The following is a 23321-nucleotide window of genomic DNA, read 5'->3' on the forward strand; positions in this document are numbered from 1 at the left end:
AAGTCGCCTTAGTTTGCTGTTTTATCAGTAAAATCGCTAATCCCTTGCCAGCAGAGAAAAAATTCAAAACGCCAGTGTGTTGGCGAAGTCGTTTGAAGATCAAATTTGTGATTGGCTGCAAAAAAGCCTCTTTAAAAGAGGCTTTGAAGAGCGGTTAGATTTGTGGTCGCGCCGTTTCAATCGTAGACGGTGGTAAATGCGGCAAAACGATTTGCGGCTGTTCACCCGTCAGAGATTTGAGAAACTCGGTGATTTTACCAGACTCATCTTTGGTCAGTTTTTGCCCCAACTGAATGTCTGCCATCACTTCTACCGCTTCTTGAAGATCCCACACTGAGCCGTCGTGGAAGTAGGGGTAGGTGAGCTCAATATTGCGCAATGTCGGCACCTTAAAGACAAACTCATCGAACTCTTTGCCAGTAATCGCCTTGCGCCCTACATCTGGATTGGCGGTTTCAAAAGGCTTCACTAACCCCATTTTTTGGTACATCTGCCCTCCGGCTAAGGGGCCGCTATGACACGCCGTACACCCCTTCGCTTTGAACAGCTCATAACCTTCCACTTGGGCCGTGGTGAGCGCGCTGTCTTCCCCTCTTAACCACAAGTCAAACGGTGCATTGGGGGTACGAAGCGTTTTCTCAAAGGTCGCGATGGCGTCCGTAACTTGCTCTAAGGTGAACTCTTCCACCCCATACGCTTGTTTGAACCAAGTGCGGTATTGAGGAATCGATTTCAAGGTATCGATCGCCAACTGATGGGTGAATGCCATCTCTAGCGGATTCTCAATCGGCCCTGCGGCCTGCTCTTGAAGATCTTTGGCGCGACCATTCCAGAACTGCACGAAGTTGAGATCCGAGTTAAACACCGTGGGTGAATTGATCGGCCCAATCGCCCATTTATGTCCAATGGAGCTTGGCAGGTTATCCACCCCACCCTTGGCCACGTTATGGCATGAGTTACACGAAATGGTGTTAGAGGCTGATAGTCGAGGCTCAAACCATAAGGTTTTTCCCAATTCAACTTTCTTCGCATCCAACCCAACAACCGGATCAATCACTTTGATCGGTTCTTGCGCCTGACGTTCTGCCAAGGTCGCAAATGACACGACAGATAAGAGACTCACTGCAATGATTTTTTTCATCGTTACTTCCTTTCTCGAGAGTTATTCCAATCTCACTAGAGCTGCGCATTTCTTGACCGATGCGCTTTGGCAAGTAACTTAAAGCAAACGATTTTGCGGTGATAACGCAAAAAAACGATGGTTTTTATGACAAAAATCGATGTTAAAAGCGCGTAATCTGCACAAAGCTTGTGCACTCTTTCATCGCGCGCGTCGATTTACTATTTATTTACATTTTTATAAAGAATGTAATCGACGCCTTTGTTGATGCAAATCAATTCCGCTATTGAGCAAATTCGCATCAAACTGAAATCATCACTTTGGTCCACGCGACGATCAATAGCGAAGCCGCCATCAACCAAATCACCGTCGCGGCAGAAAGTGTCGTCACCAGACTGAAGCGGTAACTAAAATAGTAAACGGCAGCAAGATAGGCGGCATAAGGCAACAGAGACCAAAGACCAAATAGCGCGGTTTGGCGCAAGTCTTCCATACTTCTTTCACTGCCTACAATGAAGTGCGCAATCAGGGCAAAGGTGGGAAATAAAGGCACTAAGCCTGCAATGTAGAAGTTTTTGCTTTTCGACAACAGCGCAATAATGACCACAGCCGCCGCGCCCAACAAAGATTTTAGAAACAAACTGATCACCGATGCCTTCCCTTTTTGATCTTGATTGGTCAAATCGTAAAAGATCAAGCGCAAGAAACCAGCAAGAGAAACGCAAGATTCTCATCAAATGAGAATCTTTGAAAAATCAAGCGAGTGAGGGCTTCAAGCCTAGTCGAGATGAACGCGAAAGGTTAACAACGGCTTTCTTAGCCATCGGGGATGTTCGACAATCTCAACCCGATCCCCCACCAATATTTGCCCCTTGCGCGGCACTTCCATTTGAAGAGTATCGCCATTTTGCAAGATGACATTGACCAAGGTATGCGGCTGAGTAAATTCATCGTCATAGCCGATTGCCGTTTCAGACACCTGCCCCCAATGCACCATAGGCTGTGACGAATAGAGGTTAACTTTGAGTACGATGAGCAGAGCCAGCGCGGCAATCAGGACCAGACGACGAGTAGAAGGTCGTCTTAAGTGAATGGGCATAACGAATCCTCCATGGGCGTTGAAAGGATTGAACAGCAACAGAGCTTTTCGGTTATTTTTCCACCATAACACAGTTATTTAGCAGACAACGTCGCGCCGTCAATGATTTCCGATACAGCTCAACAAACCGGCTCTCGCGTTAGCATGCAAATTTGCCCTTTCTTGCCGATGTTTACTGGCTCGATCACTTCCACATTGACACTGGCGCGCTGGATGAGCAGTTTACTCACCGCCTCAAGCAGGAATTTTATCCTCGGCAGATTCACTGAGCCATGGCAACGCCTAACGTGAATCTCTCGGTTAGGCGTGCGATTTTTGCATCACAAACGCCAGCGGGGTCTGCCCCGTTTGCTTTTTGAAAAATGCGATAAATGCACTGTCTGAGGAAAAAGCCAGTTGGTGCGCCACTTCGCTCACGGGTAACGGTGTTGATAATAACTCAATCGCTTTCAACACCCGCCATTGTTGCCGCCATTCTTGGTACGACATGCCTGTATCTTGTTTAAACAAACGAGTAATGGTTTTGCTGCTGGCGCCCACTTGCTTCGCCAACTCGCCACAACTCGGCGCTAAGAAATCACTTCTTGCCAGTTGCTGACTCCATTTCTTCAGCCGGCGATCGGTGGGCAACGGTAGACGATAATCGTGTTGCTGCGCAGCAAAGAACTCTTCCCAAAACAGCGCAAGTGTTTGCGTCATCTCTTGTTCATTTTTGTCCCAAGGCCAAAAAGCCATTCGCTCAATCAACGCACGCAGCAGTTCATTGACCTCAATCACCGTTATCTTGTCTGGGCTATTTATCTCAGAGCAATCAAAGTAGAGCGAACGATAGGCCACCACATTGGTCATCACCGCTTGATGTGTCACCCTAGGAGGGATCCACACCGCTTTGGTGGGCGGTAAGATGCAGATTGCCCCTTCTAAGGCAAAGCTCATGCAACCTTTTGGCGCATAAAGCAACTGACCTTTGTGGTGTTGGTGCATACCAGAGTCATGTTGTCCAACGTCTGCGGCAATGCCAATCACTCGGCCAGGCAGTCGATCGGCATTGAAGACGGTTTGATGATTAATGATGGCCATATGTCCGAATGTTGATATTTTTCGTTTTAATGTTGTTAACTGGAAATTTTAGTCTCTCACTACACTAGGCACCAAGTTATTTTTGAGAGCAACTTATGAAACAACTACCTTCACTTTGGCTCATGGTGTTACTGCTGATGCTGCCGCAGGTTGTCGAAACCATTTATAGCCCAGCGCTCACCGCCATCTCTGCCTCTTTTGCCGTGCCTGAGTACATTGCAGCGCAAACCCTGTCTGTCTATTTTGCAGCTTTTGCCTTTGGCGTGGTGTGTTGGGGCATTTTATGTGATCGATGGGGACGCCGACCAACCATGCTGCTTGGGCTGATTCTCTACGCTGGCGCATCACTACTGGCTATCGTGACCGACAGTTTTGCTGTGTTAATGCTCGCAAGAATCCTCAGTGCTTTTGGCATTGCGGTTGGATCCATTGTCACCCAAACCATGCTGAGAGACGCTTTTCAAGGCGAGGAGCTTGCCAAAGTCTTCTCTCTGATGGGATTAGGCATCGCGATTAGCCCGGTGTTGGGCATGCTGCTTGGCGGACAACTCGTCTCCTTTGGGGGCTATCGCTCTGTGTTTATCGCCCTGTTTGTCGCAGCGATGGCTGTGGTCACGCTTGCCTTCGCACGACTTCCTGAAACTCAACAAAAGCGAACTTCGACCGCACTGCTGCCACTGGCAACAAAAATGGTCAAAGACGGCGAGATTTGGGCCGCCGCCCTACTGGTTGCACTGTATAACATCGCGTTGTTTGCCTATTACCAACTCGGTGGATTTGTGTTTGTTCAACTGGGCTATAGCGCTCGTGAGTTTGGCTATAGTGGCCTTGTGCTGGGGCTCGCAACGTTCTGTGCCAGCTATATCAATAAACGCTTGCTCGCGAGAAAAGTGTCTCAAACCACATTGTTGCGCCTTGCTGCCACATTGTTCGTGTTTGGTTCACTTGGGGTGTTTCTCTGTTTGAACTCGATTTGGTTCTTACTGCCGATGATGGGCGTCGTCATGGCCTTTGGCATCGCCATTCCGAATATTCTTAGTGGGGCTTTGCTTCACTACCGAGAGCATGCTGGCAGTGCTGGAGCACTATTTGGGCTGATGTACTATCTGTTGATTGGCTTTGGCCTTGCGCTCGCGGCTCGCGTACAGCACTTAGGAGTCGTATTAGTGGGTTGTAGTTTACTCATACTTTGCGTCATGCATCAGTCTAAACACCGCACTGACAGAGCAGTAACCATGAATAATAATGAGTAAAAACATCAGAAAATAATACTCAAGCTAGCGCAAAGCATGAAAAAATCATCAAAAGCGCTAGCTTTCTTATTGAATAGAAAACTTTCATCTCTTCGATAACATTACAAGATCAAATCGACAAGGATAAAAAAAACATCATCAAGCATGAACTACATACATATCTAACAATTAATATGTCTACAGACAAATAAAAATGAGATAGGTTATGTTCATTCAATCGATACACAACTTTAGAGCCATCGCCATTTTAATGGTGGTTATGGTTCATGTATACGCTTATGGATTAGAAAATACTCCATTTTATACGAGTGTTTTTAAGAACATTCTCAGCGGTTGTACTGCCTTGCTGGTTTTCATATCAGGATATATGTTTCATCATGTATTTTACAAGAACTTTAATTATTCAAAATTTATAAGCTCTAAATTTAGTAAAGTTGTCACACCCTATTTATTTTTGTCCACCATGGCTATATTCATGTTGTATGCAATGAAAGGGGGGTATTTTAGCTCAACCGCAGATTATGGAGATATTGCATTTTTCAACGCAGATGATTCTGATCCCGTCACCATTTTAAAATACTACTTAACAGGCAGAATGATTACGGCTTATTGGTATATTCCTTGCGCTATCTTACTCTTCCTTTGCGCTCCACTACATGTAAAGTTTATTCATGCGGCCAGAAACCACCAGCTCATAACAATCGCTCTATTGTCAATATTATCCATTGTGGTTCATCGCTCCTATGAAAACATTAACCCAATACAGATGTTTATTTACTTCACACCGATATATCTACTGGGTATTTATGTTTCATTACACGGTAATCCGCAAAAAGATCGTTCGAAAACAAAAGCGTTTATGTTTACTCTATTGGCACTATTGATTGCCATTTATCAATCTTACACAGGTCATCAAGGGAACTATACAAAGGAAATATTTGAATTTAATGGTATTGATTTTATGTTTATTCAAAAATTCTTCCTTTGTTTGTCTGTTTATTATATTACCAATATATATGTATTTAACAATCGAATCATGAATACCATTGCTAATACCAGTTTTGCGATATTCTTCATTCATCCGTGGATTATCACCACACTAAAAAGATTGCCTTTCTATGGTGAGCAATCTTTGTATAACCCAATTTACTATTTCATGACCTTTGCGTTAGTGATTACGATTAGCACTTGCTCAGCTGTAATGCTAAAAAAATTGTTAAAGCCAAGAATAAAAACAAAATATATTATTGGTTACTAAAGTTTTATCTTTCGCCATCATTCCATACTCTTCACAGAGATTGATACTCTTCCTCTGTGGAGTGACCTTTTTCCCTCGCTAGCTTAATTATTCCATTCGCGTATACTTCTCTCGTTTACACAAAAACTACAATATCAACACAAAGAAAATACACTTATGTCTGCTGCTAGCTTTTTTCGTCTCGTCTGCCTTGCTGCTATTTGGGGAAGTTCATTCCTATTTATGCGCATCGCAGCTCACAGTTTTGGTCCTGCGTATCTCATTGAGCTTCGTGTGTTGTTTGCTGCCATCAGTTTACTGCTGGTCTCCCTCTACCTGCGCAAACACATCCGTGCGTTGCTCAGTCATCCAAAACACTTTTTTATCATTGGCCTGTTCAATACGGCATTGCCTTTTCTGTGCTTTGCCTACGCAGCGCAAACCTTGAATGCCTCTACGCTAGCGGTACTCAACTCGACCGCGGCAATTTGGGGCACTGTGATTGGTTTTTTCTGGCATAAAACCCCCATTTCCACCAAAGGGGTGATCGGCTTGATGTTAGGGGTGACAGGGGTGGTGGTGCTCGTGGGTTGGGATGCCATCAATCTTGGTCAGCAAGCCGCACTGCCTATCACTGCTGGCGTCATGGCCGCATGTTGCTACGGCATAGCAACAAACTACACCAAAGGAGCGCCACAAGTGCCGGCCTTTGCCAATGCACATGGCAGTATGTGGGCTGCCGTGCTGATTGTGTTGCCCTTGCTGCCTTTTGTTCCGATGAATGCGATGCCAACCTCGATTGAATGGCTCTCGGTCTTTGCACTTGGCATTTTGTGCACGGGCATTGCTTACTTAATGTATTTCCGTCTGATCAGTGAAATTGGCCCAGCGTCGGCCTTGTCTGTGACTTTTTTGATCCCGGTATTTGGCATCCTCTGGGGATATTTAATCCTCAATGAACCTATTGGTATCAATACCTTAGCAGGTACTGTTTTGGTTTTGAGTGGCACCATGATGGTGACGGGCTTTTCGCTACGCTCTGCGCTTTCATCTCCGCAAGCAAAACAATCATAGTTTTGTATGGTTTTGTCATGAATCATTGAAATTAAACAGCGTTCAATTAGGATCAAGGCCCTGTTCCTTGTTCCTTTTTGAGCTGTTGAAATGAAAAAAACGTTATTGCTATTCCTCCTTCCTTTTGTTCTGACTGCCTGCTCTTCGATGAGCCCTGAAGAATGTCGTAGCGCCAATTGGCAACAAATTGGCTATTTAGATGGGCAAAATGGCGTCAATCCCACGGTGATCAGTGACTATATAAAAGATTGTCGTGATGCGGGCGTTTACCCAGATCAAGAGATGTGGCAGCGTGGCTTTGAGCAAGGCACCGTACTCTACTGCTCAGCAGATAACGGCTACCGCGTCGGTAAGCAAGGCCGCGAATACTACGGCGTGTGCAACAACGAACGTTTTCTCGAAAACTATCAGAAAGGTTATCAAGATTATCTGGTTCAAAAGCGACTCAATGAGATCAACAAAGAAATCAGCGATATTGATACACAACTGCGTATGCTCAAAAACGATAACGAAAACAAACAGCAGAGAAAAACGCTGGAAAGTCGACGTAAAGAGCTCATTCGCGAACGTACATCACTGATTGTGCCAACGCGTTCTTACAATCTGAAGTTTTCGTTTTGAGCATAACGGGCTCAAGCGCGAAACATTAGGTTGATTGTGCTGCACGAGATGAAAGTTTGATGAATTTTTCAAACTTCTTACATACAGACGTTGCAATGCCTCCTTGAACTGGGCACTCTCAAGCAGAAGCAACCTCTCGTATTCTGGAATAATAAATATGAATATCATCAAACCGTTAACATGCATTTTGGCAATGAGTATCAGCAGCTTGGCAACTGCTGCTGTTACCCTACATGTACCGGATGACGTCACTCTGTTTGTCGCCAACGGGCAAAAAGCCAAGCTCTCTGGCAGCCTATTTGCCTCTTCAAAAACCATTGAATTGCCAAATGGTGAAAACCAAATCGTCTTTCAATACGAACCCTACTTCAGCCAAGGTAATGATCGTATTGGCGTCGAGAGTAACGTGATCATCGCGAAATTTTCAGCCACCGATACCGATCTCAACTTCGAGCTGCCAAAGTATCGTGATCACCGTGCTGCAGAGCAGGAAATCAAACAAATGCAGTGGCAGTTGGTCGATGAACAAGGCGCAGCTGTGACCAAATCTGAAGACAAACTGGTGAAATCCGGCATGCAGATTGGCCGAGACTACGCGCGTGAAGCAGCAGATTACAACCAAACTGGCGGTATCGCGGCAATCGGTACAGCGGTGTCAGTGGCCACAATTAAGACTGAGCCAGTGGCAAACGTTGAAACCAAAGTGAAGGCGGGAGATAACACCGCAGAAGAGATGCTGCACTTCTGGTATGACAAAGCCGATGAGGCCACCAAAGCGCGTTTCAAAGCCTACATCAATCAATAACCCGCAAAATGGCTTAAGCAAGTAGGAGGTGTTCATCACCTCCTCTTCTCACCTAACCTTGCCATCCATGCACAACCACTCTACCCTCTCTCGCGATCTTTTTAGCCCTTCGTTGCTCGCCGTTGATTTCGAACGACCAATACCTAAGCTTCTTCCATCAGCATTGTTTTTATTTGCTCTTTACTGAAAGCTCAGCACCACCACTTCGGTCTTATCCAGACTAAAATAGAAAAAACAACCAAATGAGAGAACGATGTCTGCATTCCCATTAACGGCCATCGCGATGATCGCGTTTGCCGCAAACTCGGTTTTTTGTCGTTTAGCACTGGCAGAACAAAGCATTGATCCGGGTAGCTTTACTTTCATTCGCTTGTTGTCAGGCGCGGTCACTTTACTGGTTATCTTATCGTTTAGCCAAGCTGGTCAAATGCGCCAACTGTTGAGCAAATCAGCCTTTTTAAGCCGAACAAGTGTGCTGGCTGGTGTCGCGTTGTTTGGTTACGCCGTTGCCTTTTCCTATGCGTACGTCGGGCTCACTACCGGTACTGGTGCATTGATTCTGTTTGCGGTTGTGCAATTCAGCCTCATCGCCTTCCACCTGTTTTCTGGCCATCGCCCTTCTAAATTGGAATGGGGAGGCGTCGCTCTATCCATCAGTGGGTTTATCGTTTTAATGTCGCCTTCTGCGCAAACACCCAATGCGATAGATGCGTTTATGATGGCGATAGCTGGGGTTTGCTGGGCGATTTTTACCTTATTGGGCAAACAGGCACAATCGCCCACACAAGCCATCGCTCAAGGCTTTAGCTTTGCATCCTTACTGGCACTGCTGTGTGGCTTTTGGCTACTGAATGTCTCATCCGTATCCGTCAATGGCATTGTTTGGGCTTTGCTTTCTGGCGTGTTAGCGTCTGGGATTGGTTATGTGGTGTGGTATATGGCAGTGAAATCGTTATCGGTGCTGCAAGCGTCCATTGCACAACTCTCTGTCCCTGTGATTGCGATGGCTGCTGGGGTGATTTGGTTAAATGAACCGCTGACTATCGTGAGCACTGTCGCCAGCGCACTCGTGCTTGGCGGCATTGCACTGATTTTTACCAGTAACGCTCAAAAATAATGTTTCCCCCTGTTTGACGACGGTATTTTTCCAAACCCAAGTTTTGCAGCGCCGCAGAGGTGTCTTTAATCATTTCAGGATTACCACACAACATGGCAAAACTGGTTTTGGCTGACATCTCCATGCCAAGATGATGGAACAGTATCCCAGAAGAGAGCAATGCCGGAATTCGACCATGTAGCGTGTTCGGTACTTGCTCTCTCGACACGATGGGCACGTAAACTAAACGGCCGCCATACAGCTCTTTCAACTGCTCAATCAGATAGCGATAAACAAGATCTTTTTCATATCGTACGCAATGGACCAAGATGATGCGATCACAACGAGGTTGATGGGTAATGTCATCGAGGAGCGAAAGAAAAGGACCAATGCCAGTCCCTGTGGCAAAAAGCCAGAGGTCTTCGGTGGTTTTGGGAATGATGTCGGAAGTGAGATCACCATGAGCGCTTTTGCCCACGTAAATCTCATCCCCAGTTTTGAGCGATTGCAATTTCGGTGTGAGTTTTCCTTGCGGGTGAGAGACGATCAAAAACTCCAACCAATCATTCAGCACCGAAGGGGCATTTACCAGAGAATAGGCACGGCTCACCATTTGGCCTTGCTCATCCAGTAAAGCCAGCTTGGTAAATTGACCCGCTTTAAAATCCAAATGCGTGCCAGTAACACGTAAGCTAAAAAGCTCCCCCGTCCAATCGGTGCGCTTTTCTACCACGGCCTTCGCAAAATCTCGATGTTCAGTGATTTTCAGTTCAGCCATATCTACCTCTCACTCTGACACGGTTATGCAAAAAGTAACCGCCACATCTCTTTAAGTAAAGTGGAAACACCACAACAAACAACAATTTTTAATCATTTTATTTACAAAACGTTAAATGCATCATTACACACTCTATTAATAAAATTTAGAATAAAGACTCAAAACAGCTATCAAGGTCACGGAATCACAACGATATGGAATTACTACTGCAAGATTTTCCGGTTGTTACCGAAATCAACGTCGCTTGGGGGGAAATGGATGCCCTACAACACATCAATAACGTGGTGTATTTTCGCTATTTCGAAACAGCACGGATTGAATATTTCAATAAAATCAATCTAATGGATGAGATTAAGCGCAATCAGATTGGTCCGGTACTCAGCGAAACCCAGTGCCGATATCGTATTCCGGTGACGTTTCCGGATACGCTATTGATCGGTTCTCGCGTCAGTGAGGTAGGGGAAGACCGTTTCACCATGGAGTATCAAGTGGTCAGCAAAAAGATGGGTAAAGTCACCACCACAGGCAGTGCAACCGTCGTCATGTTCGATTTTAAAAACCAATGCAAAACACAGCTACCCGCCGTGTTGCGCGATGCGATTTTCAGTATCGAAGCTAAAAAGGCACAACGCTTACAATGACTTACAGACAAACCATCAATGGTTTCGCTACACTTCTTTTCAAGCGGTTTGTTACCCAGCCGTTTTGATGACGAAAACGCATTAACGCCCGTTGCCCCAATAGAGTGGCAGCAAACAGAAGCCACGCTTGAACGGCGGGCAATGATGCTCTCTTCTTTTGTATGCCTCTTCTCGATTGGATGAGGCATTTTTTTTATCAATACGCTATAGTCATACCCCATTATTCGCCGTTCACTTCGATGCATGAAAGCGCTCAACGATCTCAATATTTTTGTGGAAACCGCTCGACAAGGTAGCTTCTCGCAGGCCGCCAATAATCTTGATCTCACCCCAGCTGCGGTCAGTGCCGCCATCAAAAGACTAGAAGAGCAAGTCGGTTTTCCCTTGTTTGTTCGTTCAACACGAAGCTTGCGCTTAACCAGCGACGGCGCGTTATTTTTGCAAAAAACCACCGCAGCATTGAGTTTGCTCCAAGATGGCCTAGACGAAATCAACAGCGCACGAGGCGAGTTAGCTGGGCAACTCTACATCACCGCTCCTTCGGATTTTGGTCGCAATATGCTGCTGGAGTGGATTGACGAATTCATCGAACAACACCCTAGAGTGACCATCAAACTCGACCTCTCCGATAGCCTGACCGATATGTACTCCAAACCTGTCGATCTGGCGATTCGCTATGGAGAACCCGCAGACTCCAATCTGGTTGCCATCCCTCTTTGTCGTTCCAATGAGCGCATTTTGTGCGCCTCTCCCGATTATTTAGCCAGTCAGCCCCCCATCTTGCATCCGAGTGACTTACTGCAACACAACTGCCTGTGCTATATGGTGTCTGGGGCGATTTACAACAAATGGACATTGCATTTCGAAGGGCAAAGTGAGCATGTTCTGGTCAGTGGCAATCCGACCACCAATGACAGTGAAGTCGTGCATCGACAGGCATTGAAAGGCAAAGGGGTCGCCAACAAATCGCTGATGGACGTCAGCCAAGATATTTTGGAAGGTAAATTGGTACGCATTTTACCCGAATGGGATGGCGGCTCGGTACCGATCTACATGATGTGCACGGATCGCCGAGCGCTCACGCCGTTAATGCGGCAGTTTCAGGAATTCGTCCAACAAAAATGCTGCCAGCAGCGCAAGGCAGTACTGGCAGCCATTGAACTCTGCGACTATTCAGGCGACGAAGGTTAATGGGCGAAGGTGCAAGTATTCCAGTAATTCTTCCTCTTCAATACGGTCTTTAAACCGTTGAAAATGCTCACTGGCGATGTGTCTATCTAGGCTCTGTTGTGAGCACCAAATTTCTTGCATTAAAAACAGCCCCTCAATTTGGTTGTCCGCAAACAGCTCATACTGGCAGCAGCCTTGTTCCTGACGCGTGGGTTCCAAGAGCGATTGCAGCAAACCGCGTACCTCGTCAACACGATCCGCATGCGCTTTTATTTCAGCAATTAAATGGATCATCATGCGTTACCCATCGTTAGATTTCGGTAAAAACAGTCTCTGCTGACCAACGTGATTTTGGCAGCTTAGCATTAAAATCGTCTTCGCTATGGTAACCCAGCGGCACAATCACCACGCTGGTAAAGCCCTTCTCACGCAGACCAAACTCCTCATCAAGCACCTTGGCATCGAAGCCTTCAATTGGCACCGCGTCGATCTCCATCGCAGAAGCACCCAATAGCAGCGTCCCCACATTGAGGTAAACTTGCTTTTCCATCCAGTGATGCGCGTCTTTCAAGTCAAAGCGGTGCATGTTGACGAAAAATGAACGACCAGCGTGCATGCCATTTTTTGCTTCGACATCGGCAAAGCGGCCATCTTTGTCTTCGCTTTCCAAAAGGTCGAGTAGGTACGCTTCATCAATCGCCGTTTTGGCGCAGAACACCACAACGTGAGAAGCATCCAAAATCTTGCGCTCATTGAAAGCAAAACCACCTTGTGTTGCTTTGGCGATGCGCGCTTTTCCTTCTTCACTGCTCGCGACAATAAAATGCCAAGGTTGCGAGTTGACACTGGACGCACTCATGCGGATTAACTCTTTCACTGCCGCGACTTTCTCTTCAGGCAATTTGCGCGAAGCATCAAAGGCTTTGGTGGAGTAGCGGGATTGGGCAGCTTGAACAATAGTCATATTTTTCTCCGATAAAATGGCGGTAATAGGTTAAGACTCAATGTTGTTGCGAGTACTGTAAGCGTTTGAAGCACAGTGAAAAACCATCAAGCAGTGAATTCTTTTTCAAATTTTTTTTGAAAATACGTCAAGATACAGACACCGTAAGTAAGTCAAAGCTGGCACACATCAGGCATCGAGCACGATTAAACTGGGCAGCGATTTCCGTTATACTCCCGCCACTAAGACTGTTGTCAGTCAGGACACTCTACAAGGAAAGAAACCATGCCCTCGCTCCCTCATTACGTCCATCAAGGATTAAAATTTGTCCCTCATTTTTTTACCGTTCCGCTTGATTATGATGATCCGTCCAAAGGCACCATTGAGATCTTCGCGCGAGAAGTGAATCAACATGGCGACAATGCAGCAAACAAACCTTGGCTGGTCTATTTTCAGGGCGGTCCTGGTTTTCCTGCGGGGAGGCCGATGGGCAATAGTGGCTGGATAAAACGAGCACTGCAGCAATACCGCGTCTTGTTGCTTGATCAGCGTGGGACAGGAAACAGTAGCGTCATCAGCCACCAGACTCTTGCTCATCTCACACCTGAGCAGCAATCGGACTACCTCAGCCTGTTTCGCGCCGACAATATCGTGCGTGATGCGGAGTTTATTCGCCTGCAGTTTGGCGTCGATAAATGGGCAATTCTCGGCCAGAGTTTTGGTGGTTTTTGCTCCCTGACCTATCTTTCCCTGTATCCAGATAGCTTGCTGCAAAGTTACATCACTGGTGGTGTGCCTTCTCTCTCTCGTCATCCCGATGAGGTTTATCAGGCGACGTTCAAGCGTACGATGGACAAAAACCAAGCCTTTTTCGCGCAATTTCCCCACGCGCAAGCACTATGCCAGCGCATTGCGGATCATCTGCTGGAAAACGACGAGTATCTGCCAAACGGACAGCGTTTTACGGTTGAACAGTTTCAACAGCTTGGCATTCATTTCGGCATGAGTGACACCTTCCTTTCAACCTATTACTTGTTGGAAAACGCCTTTATCGAGATCAATGGTCAAACTGTACTGCGCTACGAATTTTTGCATCAAATGCTGCAGCAGCAATCTTTCCACACCAACCCGATTTACGCCCTATTACACGAATCCATTTATTGCCAAGGCTTTGCTTCTCAATGGAGTGCACATCGCGTGCGCCAATCACTTGAAGCGTTTAATTATCAAAAAGGCAAAGCGTTTTATTTCACTGGCGAAATGGTGTTTCCTTGGATGTTTGAACAATACGCGACCCTACAGCCTCTCAAACAAGCGGCTGAATTGTTGGCGACAAAAGTGGATTGGACGCCACTCTATGACGCAGAGCAACTGGCGCAAAACAGCGTCCCTGTGAGTTGTGCGGTCTACGCGGACGATATGTTTGTTGAAATGGATTTTAGCCGTGAAACCTTGGCCTTAATACCGAACGCCAAAGCCTGGATCACCAATGAGTATGAACACAACGGCCTGCGTGCGGATGGAGAACGTATTCTTGATGTGCTGATCGCCATGGGTGAACAAACCTTGGCGAATCAGCATTGATTGTAAACAGCGTTTTGAATTGTACTATGCTAGAATGCAGCCCTTTGCATTCTAGCTACCTTTATTCGTTTGAGATTTACTATGTCCTTTACTCAACTCGGCTTGTGTGCGTCGCTCACTGACGCCATTGATACACTTGGCTACCCAAAACCCACTCGCATTCAAACCCAAGCCATTCCTGTCATTCTAGAAGGCCGAGATTTGATTGCGGCGGCGCAAACGGGGACAGGTAAAACCGCCAGTTTTGTTCTGCCAATGCTTGAGAAATTGCGTCATGGTCAAACACAAAAGAAAAAGCGTATTCGCGCCCTTATTTTGGTTCCAACACGCGAGCTGGCGATCCAAGTCGACGAAAAAATTAAGCAGTATGGACAAAACCTAGCACTTCGCTCATTGGCCATGTTCGGTGGCGTTGACGAAAAAGCGCAAAAACAAGCCTTAATTGAAGGTTTAGATATTCTTGTCGCCACGCCAGGACGACTGCTGGATATGTACGGTCAACGCGCCGTCTATTTCGAAGAAATCGAGATGTTAGTGCTTGATGAAGCCGATCGCATGCTCGATATGGGCTTTATTGATGACATCAATAAGATCCTCGATCGCTTGCCTGAAAACATTCAGCATTTGCTGTTCTCTGCCACCCTCTCGAATAAAGTGCGTGATCTGGCCAAAAGCGCCATTCACAATCCGTTCGAGATCAGCATTGCCGCGAAGCAAGCGTCTAAATCCAACATTGAGCAATGGATCATCACTGTAGACAAAGACCAAAAATCAGCCTTGCTCAGTCACTTGATCAAAGAAAATCAGTGGGATCAAACCTTGATTTTTATTGAGACCAAACATGGTGCCGCCAAACTGGTCTCTCAGTTAGAAAAACGAGGCATCGTGGCCGAAGCCTTTCACAGTGGCCGCAGCCAAGCGGTGCGAGAGCAACTGCTGGAAGATTTTAAAGCGGGAAAAATCAAATACTTGGTATCAACGGGTGTGGCTGCTCGTGGTATCGATATTGAAGCACTCCCACGCGTGGTGAACTACGACTTGCCTTTCCCTGCCGATGAATATGTCCACCGAATTGGCCGTACCGGTCGTGCCAATGCCAAGGGCGAAGCGATTTCATTGGTTTCTAAGGATAACTTCAAAAACCTATGCATGATTGAGAGCCGCCTCGGACACTTGCTTGAGCGCCGAGAAGTGGAAGGATTCACACCAAAGAAAGCTGTGCCAATTTCTATATTAAATTACGTACCAAAACACAAAAGAAATAATCAGCCTGAATAATTTAAATGTAAAAAAGCCAGCGAAAGCTGGCTTTTTTATTGTCGATTCACATATTAAAGTGTGAGCGTTCTAATTCGTAAACCCCTTCAAATGAGGTCAATTTAATTTCTATATTGGCACCAAAATACTGAAGCTTAATTAAGGGCTCTTCTTCTTTCGTTATTTTTTTCCCAAGCGTTTCTAGCACTTCAGCCATAAAATCTTTCACTGGCTGTTCAGCCTGAGAAAGATATTGTTCCAATTCTTCGTTTTTCATTGTAGCACCTAACCCAAACTTCTCATTTTTATCATCATTTATATTGTGTACTTCTTTAATAAAAGGAGAACACTATGGATATCCATAAAATAGTCCTGAACGGCAATCACTATCGCTACGCGGCCTATCGCCATCAAGAAAGTGACCAATTTGCCGTATTCTTGCTTGGCGCTTTGCAAGACATTGAAAGCGTGCAGCAATTTTCCCTTGCGTTTGCTAGCCACTTAAATGTTTTCACCATTGAAGTCCCAGGAACCGGTCGTACCGCTCCGCTGGATTCCACTATATCGATTCGCCAGCAAGCCTTGATGCTCAAAGAGTTACTCGACCATCTTGGCGTGAATCGAGCCCATGTCATGGGCTTTTCGTATGCCACTGCTGTTGCTGTGGAGCTTGTCGATATCTGGCCAAATGTGTTGAGCCTTTCTATCTGTGGCGGTGTCCCCGGCATCCCCTCTTCAGGGCGTCTCGCCACCAAACAGATGATCGCCGCCGCGATGCACAGCCCGAACCATTTTGCGCAGAGTTTTACGCACTCTTTGACCATTCAACATCCGGATATTCCACGTAACAAGGCGATTATTCGCGCCACCGAACGAGAAATATCTAAAATGCACCAAGAACGCATTGACGTATTTTTTGAAAACTCCGTCAGGCTATTAGTTCATACCCCAACTAATGTTAAAAACATCAATATTCCCTGCACGATTTGCGTGGGTGAATATGATCCCTACGTTACTAAAGAGGTCGCCTATGAATTTGCATCCGTACTTAAAAATAGCCATTTTGTGGTGATCAAAAATGCGGACCATCTTGTTCACTTACAACACCCAGAAACGGTCGCAGCTATTATGATCGCACAAGCCGCTTCGGCAATTTCCTTAAAGAGAACTCTGGCCAATTTAATCTAATTACAGTGGCTATTTTCAATTCTCAGTGATTTATAATCAACTCAAGTCACTGTGTAATTTGAGTTGGTTATTTTCACTCAGTCGATACAGATCACAGTTCTATATGTACACTTTTGATAAATGACTCAATATTTCGATAGCGCTCTTTTTCTTGGCTCCACGCAGCTTGCTCATGGCCTCGACAATCAGCATATCGCGAACGTGCTGCACTTGGCGCAGTTGATGGAACTCTGGGAACTGACGCATCTCGCTAGTAAAGTTAACGTGTGAGCTTAAGTGGAAACCGAGCTTAACTCGAAAGCCGATAGCAACGGGAAAATCACGAATTTTGTTTACATCTTCTAGGATATGATACTGATATTCCGACAACCCAAGCACTCGAGAAATGGTTTCGACCGGAATATTGTACTCCTCTCGAAAACGTTTTACGGTGATGGCAACCGAGCGGTAGTAATCAATGGCAAAGGCGTGAATATCTAAGACAGGCGGGGGTAATAAGTCATTATAGTTGGCCAATAACGAGCATTGGGATTCCAGATCCGCTTTAAAGGCGAGAAACTCTTGCCGTGTGGCTTCGTCCATTAAATTCGCCACCAACTCTAAATAGAGATTGAACTGATCACTGGGCAAACGGCCGATACACAGCAACGCTTCTATGGCTTTGTCATCCATGCCACGATACTGTTCTTTCATTTTCAGGCCATAATAAAACGTCGTCATGGGGACCATCATCACCCACGTCAGTGCCGCGACGACGTGAATGGGTCGCATTGATGGGTAACTTTGCTGCATGTAGCGCTTGAGCGTAGAGCCATTGATACCAGAAAAGCGACTTTCCAGTTGTTCAAATGAGACCCCTTGAGCACGCCGAACATAGGACATCGATACGGCCATGTCGGTATCGATGCTTTTTAGTAGCATGTCCATTTTTTCGATTTCTTGATCAGAAACCGCTACGTTGACCCGCTCAGCTCCGTTTTTCATCGCTCTGTCTACAACTCATCCAACAGTCATTCACCTGACACTGTTTCTTATTGGTTTGGCCAGAGGAAGAAACAGAACAAAAGCTCTAATATCAATACGATACAACCGAATCTCGTTTAAAACGATGTTGAGCAGTTGTAACAATTTATGAATTTAGCTTTGGTGAGAGACCATATCAAATGTCTGGATTATGATCCAGTCTCTGCTGTTTTCTTCACCAACAATTTGATTTTTATCTTATTATTGAACGTCATACCAAATATTTAGGCATTAAAAATCAAAGCTTTATTCCAAAAACACATAGAGTATACCAATTGGTAACTGGCGTTATCGCAGCCATAGACTGGCCACGAATCTTAACTGTATGGAAAGATAAATATACGTTTTTACTCAATAAATATTACGGATTTCTCAAAGGTAGCAATGACGAGACAGTTTGACTTTTCGTTGTTTCAAACACCGCTCACGCTAGCTCTCTACTCTAACCTGAGCTTGCTGATCCATCGGTTAAAGCCACTGTGCCTGCTTCCATGGCTAGATACGTCTGAGCGCTCTCAGTAGAGCTCTTCACTGGCTCGGTCAAACAGCTGGGCTATCGTTGGTGCTTGGCTCCAACACCATTGCTCGGGCAGACATATCGCTTGATGATGTTGCGTGTAATCGCTGGCCATCTCACTATCCGAGTTGGCACTCATCCGCGCCAGTTCATCCAACAACTGCCATTCGCTTTCCGACGCAATAGGATGCATCGGTTGTTCTATCATCCCCCAACCGCAGTCCCAAGCCAGTAGTTCCATTGATGTCAGCGCAAATAAATCGCGCACCAGGTTGGCTTTCAGATAGGGCGTGCCACGAAGCTGCATAATGCCACATCGCTTTGCTTCCACTTTGCCTTCTCGAACGGCCTGCCACATCTCACCTGCCGTCAGGAAAATGTCATCGGGTAGATCAAGTGGGTCAAAGTCGAACTTCAAGACTTGCTGGTGAATGTCATCTAGCTGTGGGTCAACCTTAATCCATCGTTGCTGCTGAGTATGCCAATACTCGCAAATCCAATGGTCTTCCCATTTGCCTCGGCGTAGATAGCAAGCAAAGCCGCATCTCAACCGCGCAGGAATACCATGATGACGCAGCAAACTGCACAGTAGCAGTGAGAAATCCCGGCAGAGACCAATCACTCGTTTGGCTTGCGGTTTGTCACCTAATACCCATCCTTCAGTGCGCTTGGCTAACTCTGCCAAGATCTCTTGCGCCGTTCTCAGTTGCATCTCACTAAACCGCTCGCTGAATGGCTTGGAGACGCCATATTTTTCAAGCCAGTAGGCATGAATCAGGTTATGCTGAACCAAACGAACCATTGCGGCAATATCGTCTGGTATCGGATGTTCTGTATTGAGAAATTGGCCGGGGTGGGTAAAAAAGCTTTGTTGCGTGTATTTCGCCAACTGTGTTTCCATAACGTCCCTGTTACGTTTTTCTTTTAGTATATGGGACTTGTTGCGCTAACACGTGACGGTTCTTGCGGTCTCCCTCGCAGCAAAAATACCAACTATTTACAGTTCGCTTTTTAAACAAAAATTATTAAGGAGAGAGTCATGTACAGTGAGGTTCTGACATTTTGGTTTGAACAGCTACAACCGAAAGATTGGTTTTCTGGCGGTGACGATACCGATCGCATGATCACTGATAAGTTTCGCTCGCTGTTAATGCAAGCGGCACAGTGTGAATTGGTAGAATGGCGGCAACATCCTCAAGGACGGTTGGCAGAGATCATCGTGCTCGATCAATTTTCTCGAAATGTTTTCCGTGGCACGCCACAAGCCTTCGCTCAAGATCCGCTGGCGCTGGCTCTCGCTCAGGAAGCCGTAGCCCTCGGAGCCGATGGCGAACTGTCACTCCAAGAGAAAAGCTTTCTCTACATGCCATACATGCACAGTGAATCGCCGTTCATCCATCAAGAAGCGTTGCGCTTATTTGCACAACCTGGGCTGGAGCACAACTACGATTTCGAGCTGCGCCACAAAGCCATTATCGATCAGTTTGGCCGCTACCCTCACCGCAATGCCATTTTAGGCCGCGAGAGCACTCCGGAAGAGGTGGAATTTCTCAAACAGCCGGGTTCAGGATTCTAGCAACCGTATCTAACTAAGAACGGTAACGAAAACAGAGGCACACGACGGTGCCTCCTCTCATATCGGTATCTCTAACGTCAGATCAATATTGCAGCTTTAACGTCACTCCGTTGTAGTTGCTGTAGCCTTTTATCATCACGTGATAAGTGGTCCCCGGCGCCGCACTGACGGAACAACTTTCGTTGTTGCCGTAACGATAAGGGCGGCAATCCCAAGAGCTTGTGGTCGGTTTGCTGCCCGCTTTGAGATACAAATCGGCATCGCCACTGCCGCCAGAAATGGACACGATTGCCGTCGCATTACGATCGACCGTAAAGGTATAGAAGACTTCCGAACCTTTATTGCCCGTTAAGTTGCTCACTGGCGTGTTGTTTTTCAACACATTACCACTTGGCGGTGTGACACCACAGCTGGCATTCACGCCCACTTGGTTAAACGCATCAGCGACGTCGTTGCTGTTATAACCCATGTCTTGAGCCGCTTTGACCACGCCGCAGGCTCCCGCATCAAACGTACTGTTTGCCGTCCAATACAGTTGGTTGGCTAAGGTAAAAATCTCAAAACCCTTACGCACATTCCAACCAGTTTTATTGGCTAACAGATAAAACGCGCGGTTGTACACGCCACTGGAGTGATGCACATTGAGGCCATCATAGTATTGAGACGCGTGATCGATGGAGCGGCCATCTTTTGAGGGTTGGTCGAAGTAGCGTAAACCGCCATTCGACTTGAAGATGTCTGCGCCAACGATCCAGTCAACACTGCCTTTCATGTAGAACTCTGCCGCTTCACCCGCAATATCAGAGAAGGCTTCATTCATGCCTCCCGACATATTGCTGTATATCAGACCTGAGTTTTGCTCAGTAAAGCCATGGCTTACTTCATGGGCACTGACGTTAATATCTACCAACGGATAGAAGGTAGACGCACCATCGCCAAACGTCATCGCAGAGCCATCCCAAAACGCATTTTCATAATTGCTGCTGTAGTGGACACGCATCGTCAGCTTGAACGTCAATGGTGCGGTGTTCATCCAATCTTTGTACATGTCGTACACCACTTTGCCGAAGTAGTGTGCATCGTTCAGAGGCGAATACGCGCCGTTGACCGCTTTGTGATCGTTATAATTGCTGGCTCCTGGACAACTGTAACTGTACGCTGTTGAGCCCGAAGTTCGGTTTTGTAAATCGACCGTTTTCACCACGCTGTTTTCCATCGTACAAGTCGTTCCGACTTTATCGATGACAAAGCTTGGGTAATCAGTACCAAACTCATAACGGCCCGTTTTACTGTTGCCTCCAGGTCCAGTACCGCCTGCTTGCGCATGATTTAAGCCATCCCACACCTGCAATATCTCGCCACTGTTGGCGTCTATGAACATAAAGGGGCGAGAAGGCTCTTCTTCCGCGACAAAGAAACTCACCAAATAGACCAATTGAGCTTTGTTGTTTGCGTCTAAACGCACCATCAGTTGTGCGGTTTCGTTCTCGGTGTTGAGCGCTTTAGCATTGGCATGCTTCGCTTGGTGGCGCTGCTTCCCGAGGGCGATGGCTTGTTGCTGATCAAGATTAACCGACACAGAAGGCAGATCGGCTGCCAAACCTTGTGCCATGGTGCCATGCACATTACTCAACCCTGAACGTCCTTCTGTCGCGACAACGGCGGTATCAAACACAGGCAGGCCCAAATAGGTTTGCTGATATCGAACTTTGGTTTTGCCATTCGGCAGTTGAATCGTTTTAACCGCCTCGAAGCCATTTTCGACTGGCGCGAGACTACGAGCTTGAACGGATAAAGCCTGTTCCAATACGGCACTATCGGAGACGGACACCATTTCTGCAGCGGTGACTGGAAGAGAACACATGACTGCGGCAATCATAAGACCGAGACGATGACGTTGGTTGTGTTTCATTATCGATTTCCTGTTGATGTTGTATTTTATCTCTTCGGGTTCCTCCCGAAGGCTCGCAGACACTGCGAGCTCAACAACCATGGTTCAGAAAATAACCACCAGCCAACTTCACCAAAAAAATGTTTTTACGCCCTGTATAGAAACTCTGACGCAATGTTATACAAAGAATCCATCTCACTGCGATTTCGTTTTAAATTTAATTTTATAAATCATAGCGATAAACACTAGTAATAAAATTGTGCTTTTTCTTTTTTACGCAGATTTATCAATAAGATAAATGGGACAGTCATCTCAGAAATAAAGTTACAAATTTGATTTATTAATGTTACATGCATGTAGGAAATAACTATGAAAATCGCCATTCTCGACGACTACCAAGATCAAGTTCGTCAGCTTGAGTGCTTTGCCGCACTCGCTCCCTTTGAGGTCACCGTGTTTCACCACACTGAAACCGATGAGGCCATCCTCGCCAGCGCGCTGGCTGAATTTGATGCCTTGGTGTTGATCCGTGAGCGCACAGCCATCACCGCTTCCCTCTTAGCGAAGCTGCCAAACTTAAAACTCATTAGCCAAACAGGGAAAATCAGCAATCATTTGGATCTTCACGCGTGCAATCATGCCAACGTTGCGGTGGCAGAAGGCGTGGGCTCGCCAATTGCTCCGTCAGAGCTTTGCTGGGCACTGATCATGGCTGCAAGCCGAGAGATAGTCAGCTACGCGCAGCAGTTGCAGCAAGGTGAATGGCAACAAAATCAAACGCACCGTTTAGGTCGAACGCTGCATGGTCAAACCATCGGCATTTGGGGATATGGCAAAATCGGCCAACGTATCGCGGGCTATGCCAAAGCCTTTGGTCTTCAAGTGATGGTTTGGGGCAGTGAGTCCTCACGTCGCCAAGCGCAAGAGGATGGCTTTCTCGCCGCTGACAGCAAAGAAGCGTTTTTCCAACAGTGTGATATTGTCTCGCTGCATTTGCGACTCAACGCAGCAACACGCGCCATTGTCAAAACTTCCGATTTGGCCACGATGAAACCGGGCAGTTTGTTTGTTAACATCAGCCGAGCCGAGTTAGTGGAAGCGGGTGCTCTGTTTCAAGAGATGCAGCGCCGCTCAGACAAGTTCGCGGCCATCGACGTCTATCATCATGAACCCGCGACAATGGCGCAAGAACCGATTCTGACCTTGCCCAACGTATTGTGCACGCCGCACATCGGCTACGTAGAACAAAACAGTTATGAGCTATACTTCCGCTATGCGTTCGACAATATTGTGGCGTTTGCTCATGGCCAAGCGCAAAATATCGTCAATCCAGAAGTGTTGTCCCGCACGGAGTGACGTTACCACTAA

At 46.5% G+C, this 23321-nt stretch carries 24 protein-coding genes; 13 read left to right on the plus strand and 11 right to left on the minus strand.

Going from position 1 to position 23321, the window contains the following annotated elements; genetic code table 11:
- Positions 1 to 154 precede the first annotated feature (154 nt).
- The 4 genes from PQQ36_RS04575 to PQQ36_RS04590 form a co-directional block, all read right to left on the minus strand.
- Positions 155 to 1141, minus strand: a complete 987-nt coding sequence (locus PQQ36_RS04575) for a cytochrome-c peroxidase (protein ID WP_011152659.1) — start codon at positions 1139 to 1141, stop codon at positions 155 to 157.
- A gap of 280 nt (positions 1142 to 1421) precedes the next feature.
- On the minus strand, positions 1422 to 1769 hold the full coding sequence (locus PQQ36_RS04580; protein ID WP_026050534.1) for a GlpM family protein: 348 nt from the start codon (positions 1767 to 1769) through the stop codon (positions 1422 to 1424).
- A 129-nt stretch (positions 1770 to 1898) separates the two neighbouring features.
- Positions 1899 to 2219, minus strand: coding sequence for a translation initiation factor 1 (locus PQQ36_RS04585; RefSeq protein WP_273660416.1), 321 nt, complete (start codon positions 2217 to 2219; stop codon positions 1899 to 1901).
- 300 nt (positions 2220 to 2519) lie between these two features.
- A complete protein-coding gene (locus PQQ36_RS04590) occupies positions 2520 to 3299 on the minus strand; it encodes an AraC family transcriptional regulator (protein ID WP_040111077.1) in 780 nt (259 codons plus the stop codon).
- A gap of 95 nt (positions 3300 to 3394) precedes the next feature.
- On the opposite strand from PQQ36_RS04590, the gene PQQ36_RS04595 reads away from it, so the two are divergent.
- The 6 genes from PQQ36_RS04595 to PQQ36_RS04620 all read left to right on the plus strand — a co-directional run bounded on the left by PQQ36_RS04595 (position 3395) and on the right by PQQ36_RS04620 (position 9406).
- On the plus strand, positions 3395 to 4552 hold the full coding sequence (locus PQQ36_RS04595; protein ID WP_011152663.1) for a multidrug effflux MFS transporter: 1158 nt from the start codon (positions 3395 to 3397) through the stop codon (positions 4550 to 4552).
- 205 nt (positions 4553 to 4757) lie between these two features.
- Complete coding sequence (locus tag PQQ36_RS04600) at positions 4758 to 5810, plus strand: acyltransferase family protein (protein ID WP_088428607.1); 1053 nt, start codon at positions 4758 to 4760, stop codon at positions 5808 to 5810.
- A gap of 156 nt (positions 5811 to 5966) precedes the next feature.
- Positions 5967 to 6863 (plus strand): DMT family transporter, encoded by an 897-nt coding sequence (locus PQQ36_RS04605; protein ID WP_015728335.1) that lies wholly within the window; start codon positions 5967 to 5969, stop codon positions 6861 to 6863.
- A gap of 90 nt (positions 6864 to 6953) precedes the next feature.
- Positions 6954 to 7484, plus strand: a complete 531-nt coding sequence (locus tag PQQ36_RS04610; protein WP_015728336.1) for a DUF2799 domain-containing protein — start codon at positions 6954 to 6956, stop codon at positions 7482 to 7484.
- 157 nt (positions 7485 to 7641) lie between these two features.
- Positions 7642 to 8289 carry a DUF2057 domain-containing protein gene (locus PQQ36_RS04615; protein ID WP_015728337.1) on the plus strand — a complete coding sequence of 216 codons (648 nt, stop codon included), beginning with the start codon at positions 7642 to 7644 and terminating at the stop codon, positions 8287 to 8289.
- A gap of 253 nt (positions 8290 to 8542) precedes the next feature.
- Complete coding sequence (locus PQQ36_RS04620) at positions 8543 to 9406, plus strand: DMT family transporter (RefSeq protein WP_047111108.1); 864 nt, start codon at positions 8543 to 8545, stop codon at positions 9404 to 9406.
- Here the strand turns inward: PQQ36_RS04620 and PQQ36_RS04625 are convergent.
- The gene (locus PQQ36_RS04625) at positions 9384 to 10163 is read right to left on the minus strand and encodes a ferredoxin--NADP reductase (protein WP_011081868.1); all 780 of its coding nucleotides are present in this window, start codon (positions 10161 to 10163) and stop codon (positions 9384 to 9386) included. The two genes, PQQ36_RS04620 and PQQ36_RS04625, sit on opposite strands and share 23 nt — an antisense overlap.
- A 194-nt stretch (positions 10164 to 10357) precedes the next feature.
- Here PQQ36_RS04625 and PQQ36_RS04630 point away from each other — a divergent pair, with 194 nt between their 5' ends.
- Positions 10358 to 10804 (plus strand): acyl-CoA thioesterase, encoded by a 447-nt coding sequence (locus PQQ36_RS04630; protein ID WP_047111113.1) that lies wholly within the window; start codon positions 10358 to 10360, stop codon positions 10802 to 10804.
- A gap of 243 nt (positions 10805 to 11047) precedes the next feature.
- A complete protein-coding gene (locus PQQ36_RS04635; RefSeq protein WP_047111115.1) occupies positions 11048 to 11995 on the plus strand; it encodes a LysR family transcriptional regulator in 948 nt (315 codons plus the stop codon).
- Here the strand turns inward: PQQ36_RS04635 and PQQ36_RS04640 are convergent.
- Both PQQ36_RS04640 and PQQ36_RS04645 read right to left on the minus strand, forming a co-directional pair.
- Positions 11978 to 12268, minus strand: coding sequence for a putative quinol monooxygenase (locus tag PQQ36_RS04640; protein WP_043921179.1), 291 nt, complete (start codon positions 12266 to 12268; stop codon positions 11978 to 11980). The two genes, PQQ36_RS04635 and PQQ36_RS04640, sit on opposite strands and share 18 nt — an antisense overlap.
- A 16-nt stretch (positions 12269 to 12284) precedes the next feature.
- The gene (locus PQQ36_RS04645; protein WP_011081872.1) at positions 12285 to 12938 is read right to left on the minus strand and encodes an oxygen-insensitive NAD(P)H-dependent nitroreductase NfsB; all 654 of its coding nucleotides are present in this window, start codon (positions 12936 to 12938) and stop codon (positions 12285 to 12287) included.
- Between the two features lie 264 nt (positions 12939 to 13202).
- Here PQQ36_RS04645 and PQQ36_RS04650 point away from each other — a divergent pair, with 264 nt between their 5' ends.
- On the plus strand, positions 13203 to 14501 hold the full coding sequence (locus PQQ36_RS04650; RefSeq protein WP_263258170.1) for an alpha/beta hydrolase: 1299 nt from the start codon (positions 13203 to 13205) through the stop codon (positions 14499 to 14501).
- 81 nt (positions 14502 to 14582) lie between these two features.
- On the plus strand, positions 14583 to 15779 hold the full coding sequence (locus tag PQQ36_RS04655; protein ID WP_011081874.1) for a DEAD/DEAH box helicase: 1197 nt from the start codon (positions 14583 to 14585) through the stop codon (positions 15777 to 15779).
- A 46-nt stretch (positions 15780 to 15825) separates the two neighbouring features.
- Here the strand turns inward: PQQ36_RS04655 and PQQ36_RS04660 are convergent, their stop codons facing one another.
- Positions 15826 to 16035 carry a hypothetical protein gene (locus PQQ36_RS04660; RefSeq protein ID WP_011152674.1) on the minus strand — a complete coding sequence of 70 codons (210 nt, stop codon included), beginning with the start codon at positions 16033 to 16035 and terminating at the stop codon, positions 15826 to 15828.
- A 74-nt stretch (positions 16036 to 16109) separates the two neighbouring features.
- Between PQQ36_RS04660 and PQQ36_RS04665 the strand changes: the two genes are divergently transcribed.
- Entirely contained in the window at positions 16110 to 16946 is an 837-nt protein-coding gene (locus PQQ36_RS04665; RefSeq protein ID WP_011081876.1) for an alpha/beta fold hydrolase, read from the plus strand.
- Positions 16947 to 17045: 99 nt separating this feature from the next.
- Here the strand turns inward: PQQ36_RS04665 and PQQ36_RS04670 are convergent, their stop codons facing one another.
- Together PQQ36_RS04670 and PQQ36_RS04675 are read right to left on the minus strand one after the other, a co-directional pair.
- A complete protein-coding gene (locus PQQ36_RS04670; protein ID WP_015728345.1) occupies positions 17046 to 17930 on the minus strand; it encodes a hypothetical protein in 885 nt (294 codons plus the stop codon).
- Positions 17931 to 18484: 554 nt separating this feature from the next.
- Positions 18485 to 19387: a transglutaminase-like domain-containing protein gene (locus tag PQQ36_RS04675; RefSeq protein ID WP_273660425.1), complete on the minus strand. Its 903-nt coding sequence runs from the start codon at positions 19385 to 19387 to the stop codon at positions 18485 to 18487.
- A 138-nt stretch (positions 19388 to 19525) separates the two neighbouring features.
- Here PQQ36_RS04675 and PQQ36_RS04680 point away from each other — a divergent pair, with 138 nt between their 5' ends.
- Positions 19526 to 20062 (plus strand): DUF924 family protein, encoded by a 537-nt coding sequence (locus tag PQQ36_RS04680; protein WP_061057886.1) that lies wholly within the window; start codon positions 19526 to 19528, stop codon positions 20060 to 20062.
- Between the two features lie 82 nt (positions 20063 to 20144).
- Here PQQ36_RS04680 and PQQ36_RS04685 read toward each other — a convergent pair whose 3' ends face one another.
- Positions 20145 to 21974 (minus strand): M4 family metallopeptidase, encoded by a 1830-nt coding sequence (locus tag PQQ36_RS04685; protein ID WP_061057885.1) that lies wholly within the window; start codon positions 21972 to 21974, stop codon positions 20145 to 20147.
- 348 nt (positions 21975 to 22322) lie between these two features.
- On the opposite strand from PQQ36_RS04685, the gene PQQ36_RS04690 reads away from it, so the two are divergent.
- Complete coding sequence (locus PQQ36_RS04690; RefSeq protein ID WP_273660429.1) at positions 22323 to 23309, plus strand: D-2-hydroxyacid dehydrogenase family protein; 987 nt, start codon at positions 22323 to 22325, stop codon at positions 23307 to 23309.
- Positions 23310 to 23321 lie beyond the last annotated feature (12 nt).

This window comes from Vibrio sp. CCUG 15886 (genome assembly GCF_028570825.1).
Classification (GTDB): domain Bacteria; phylum Pseudomonadota; class Gammaproteobacteria; order Enterobacterales; family Vibrionaceae; genus Vibrio; species Vibrio vulnificus_B.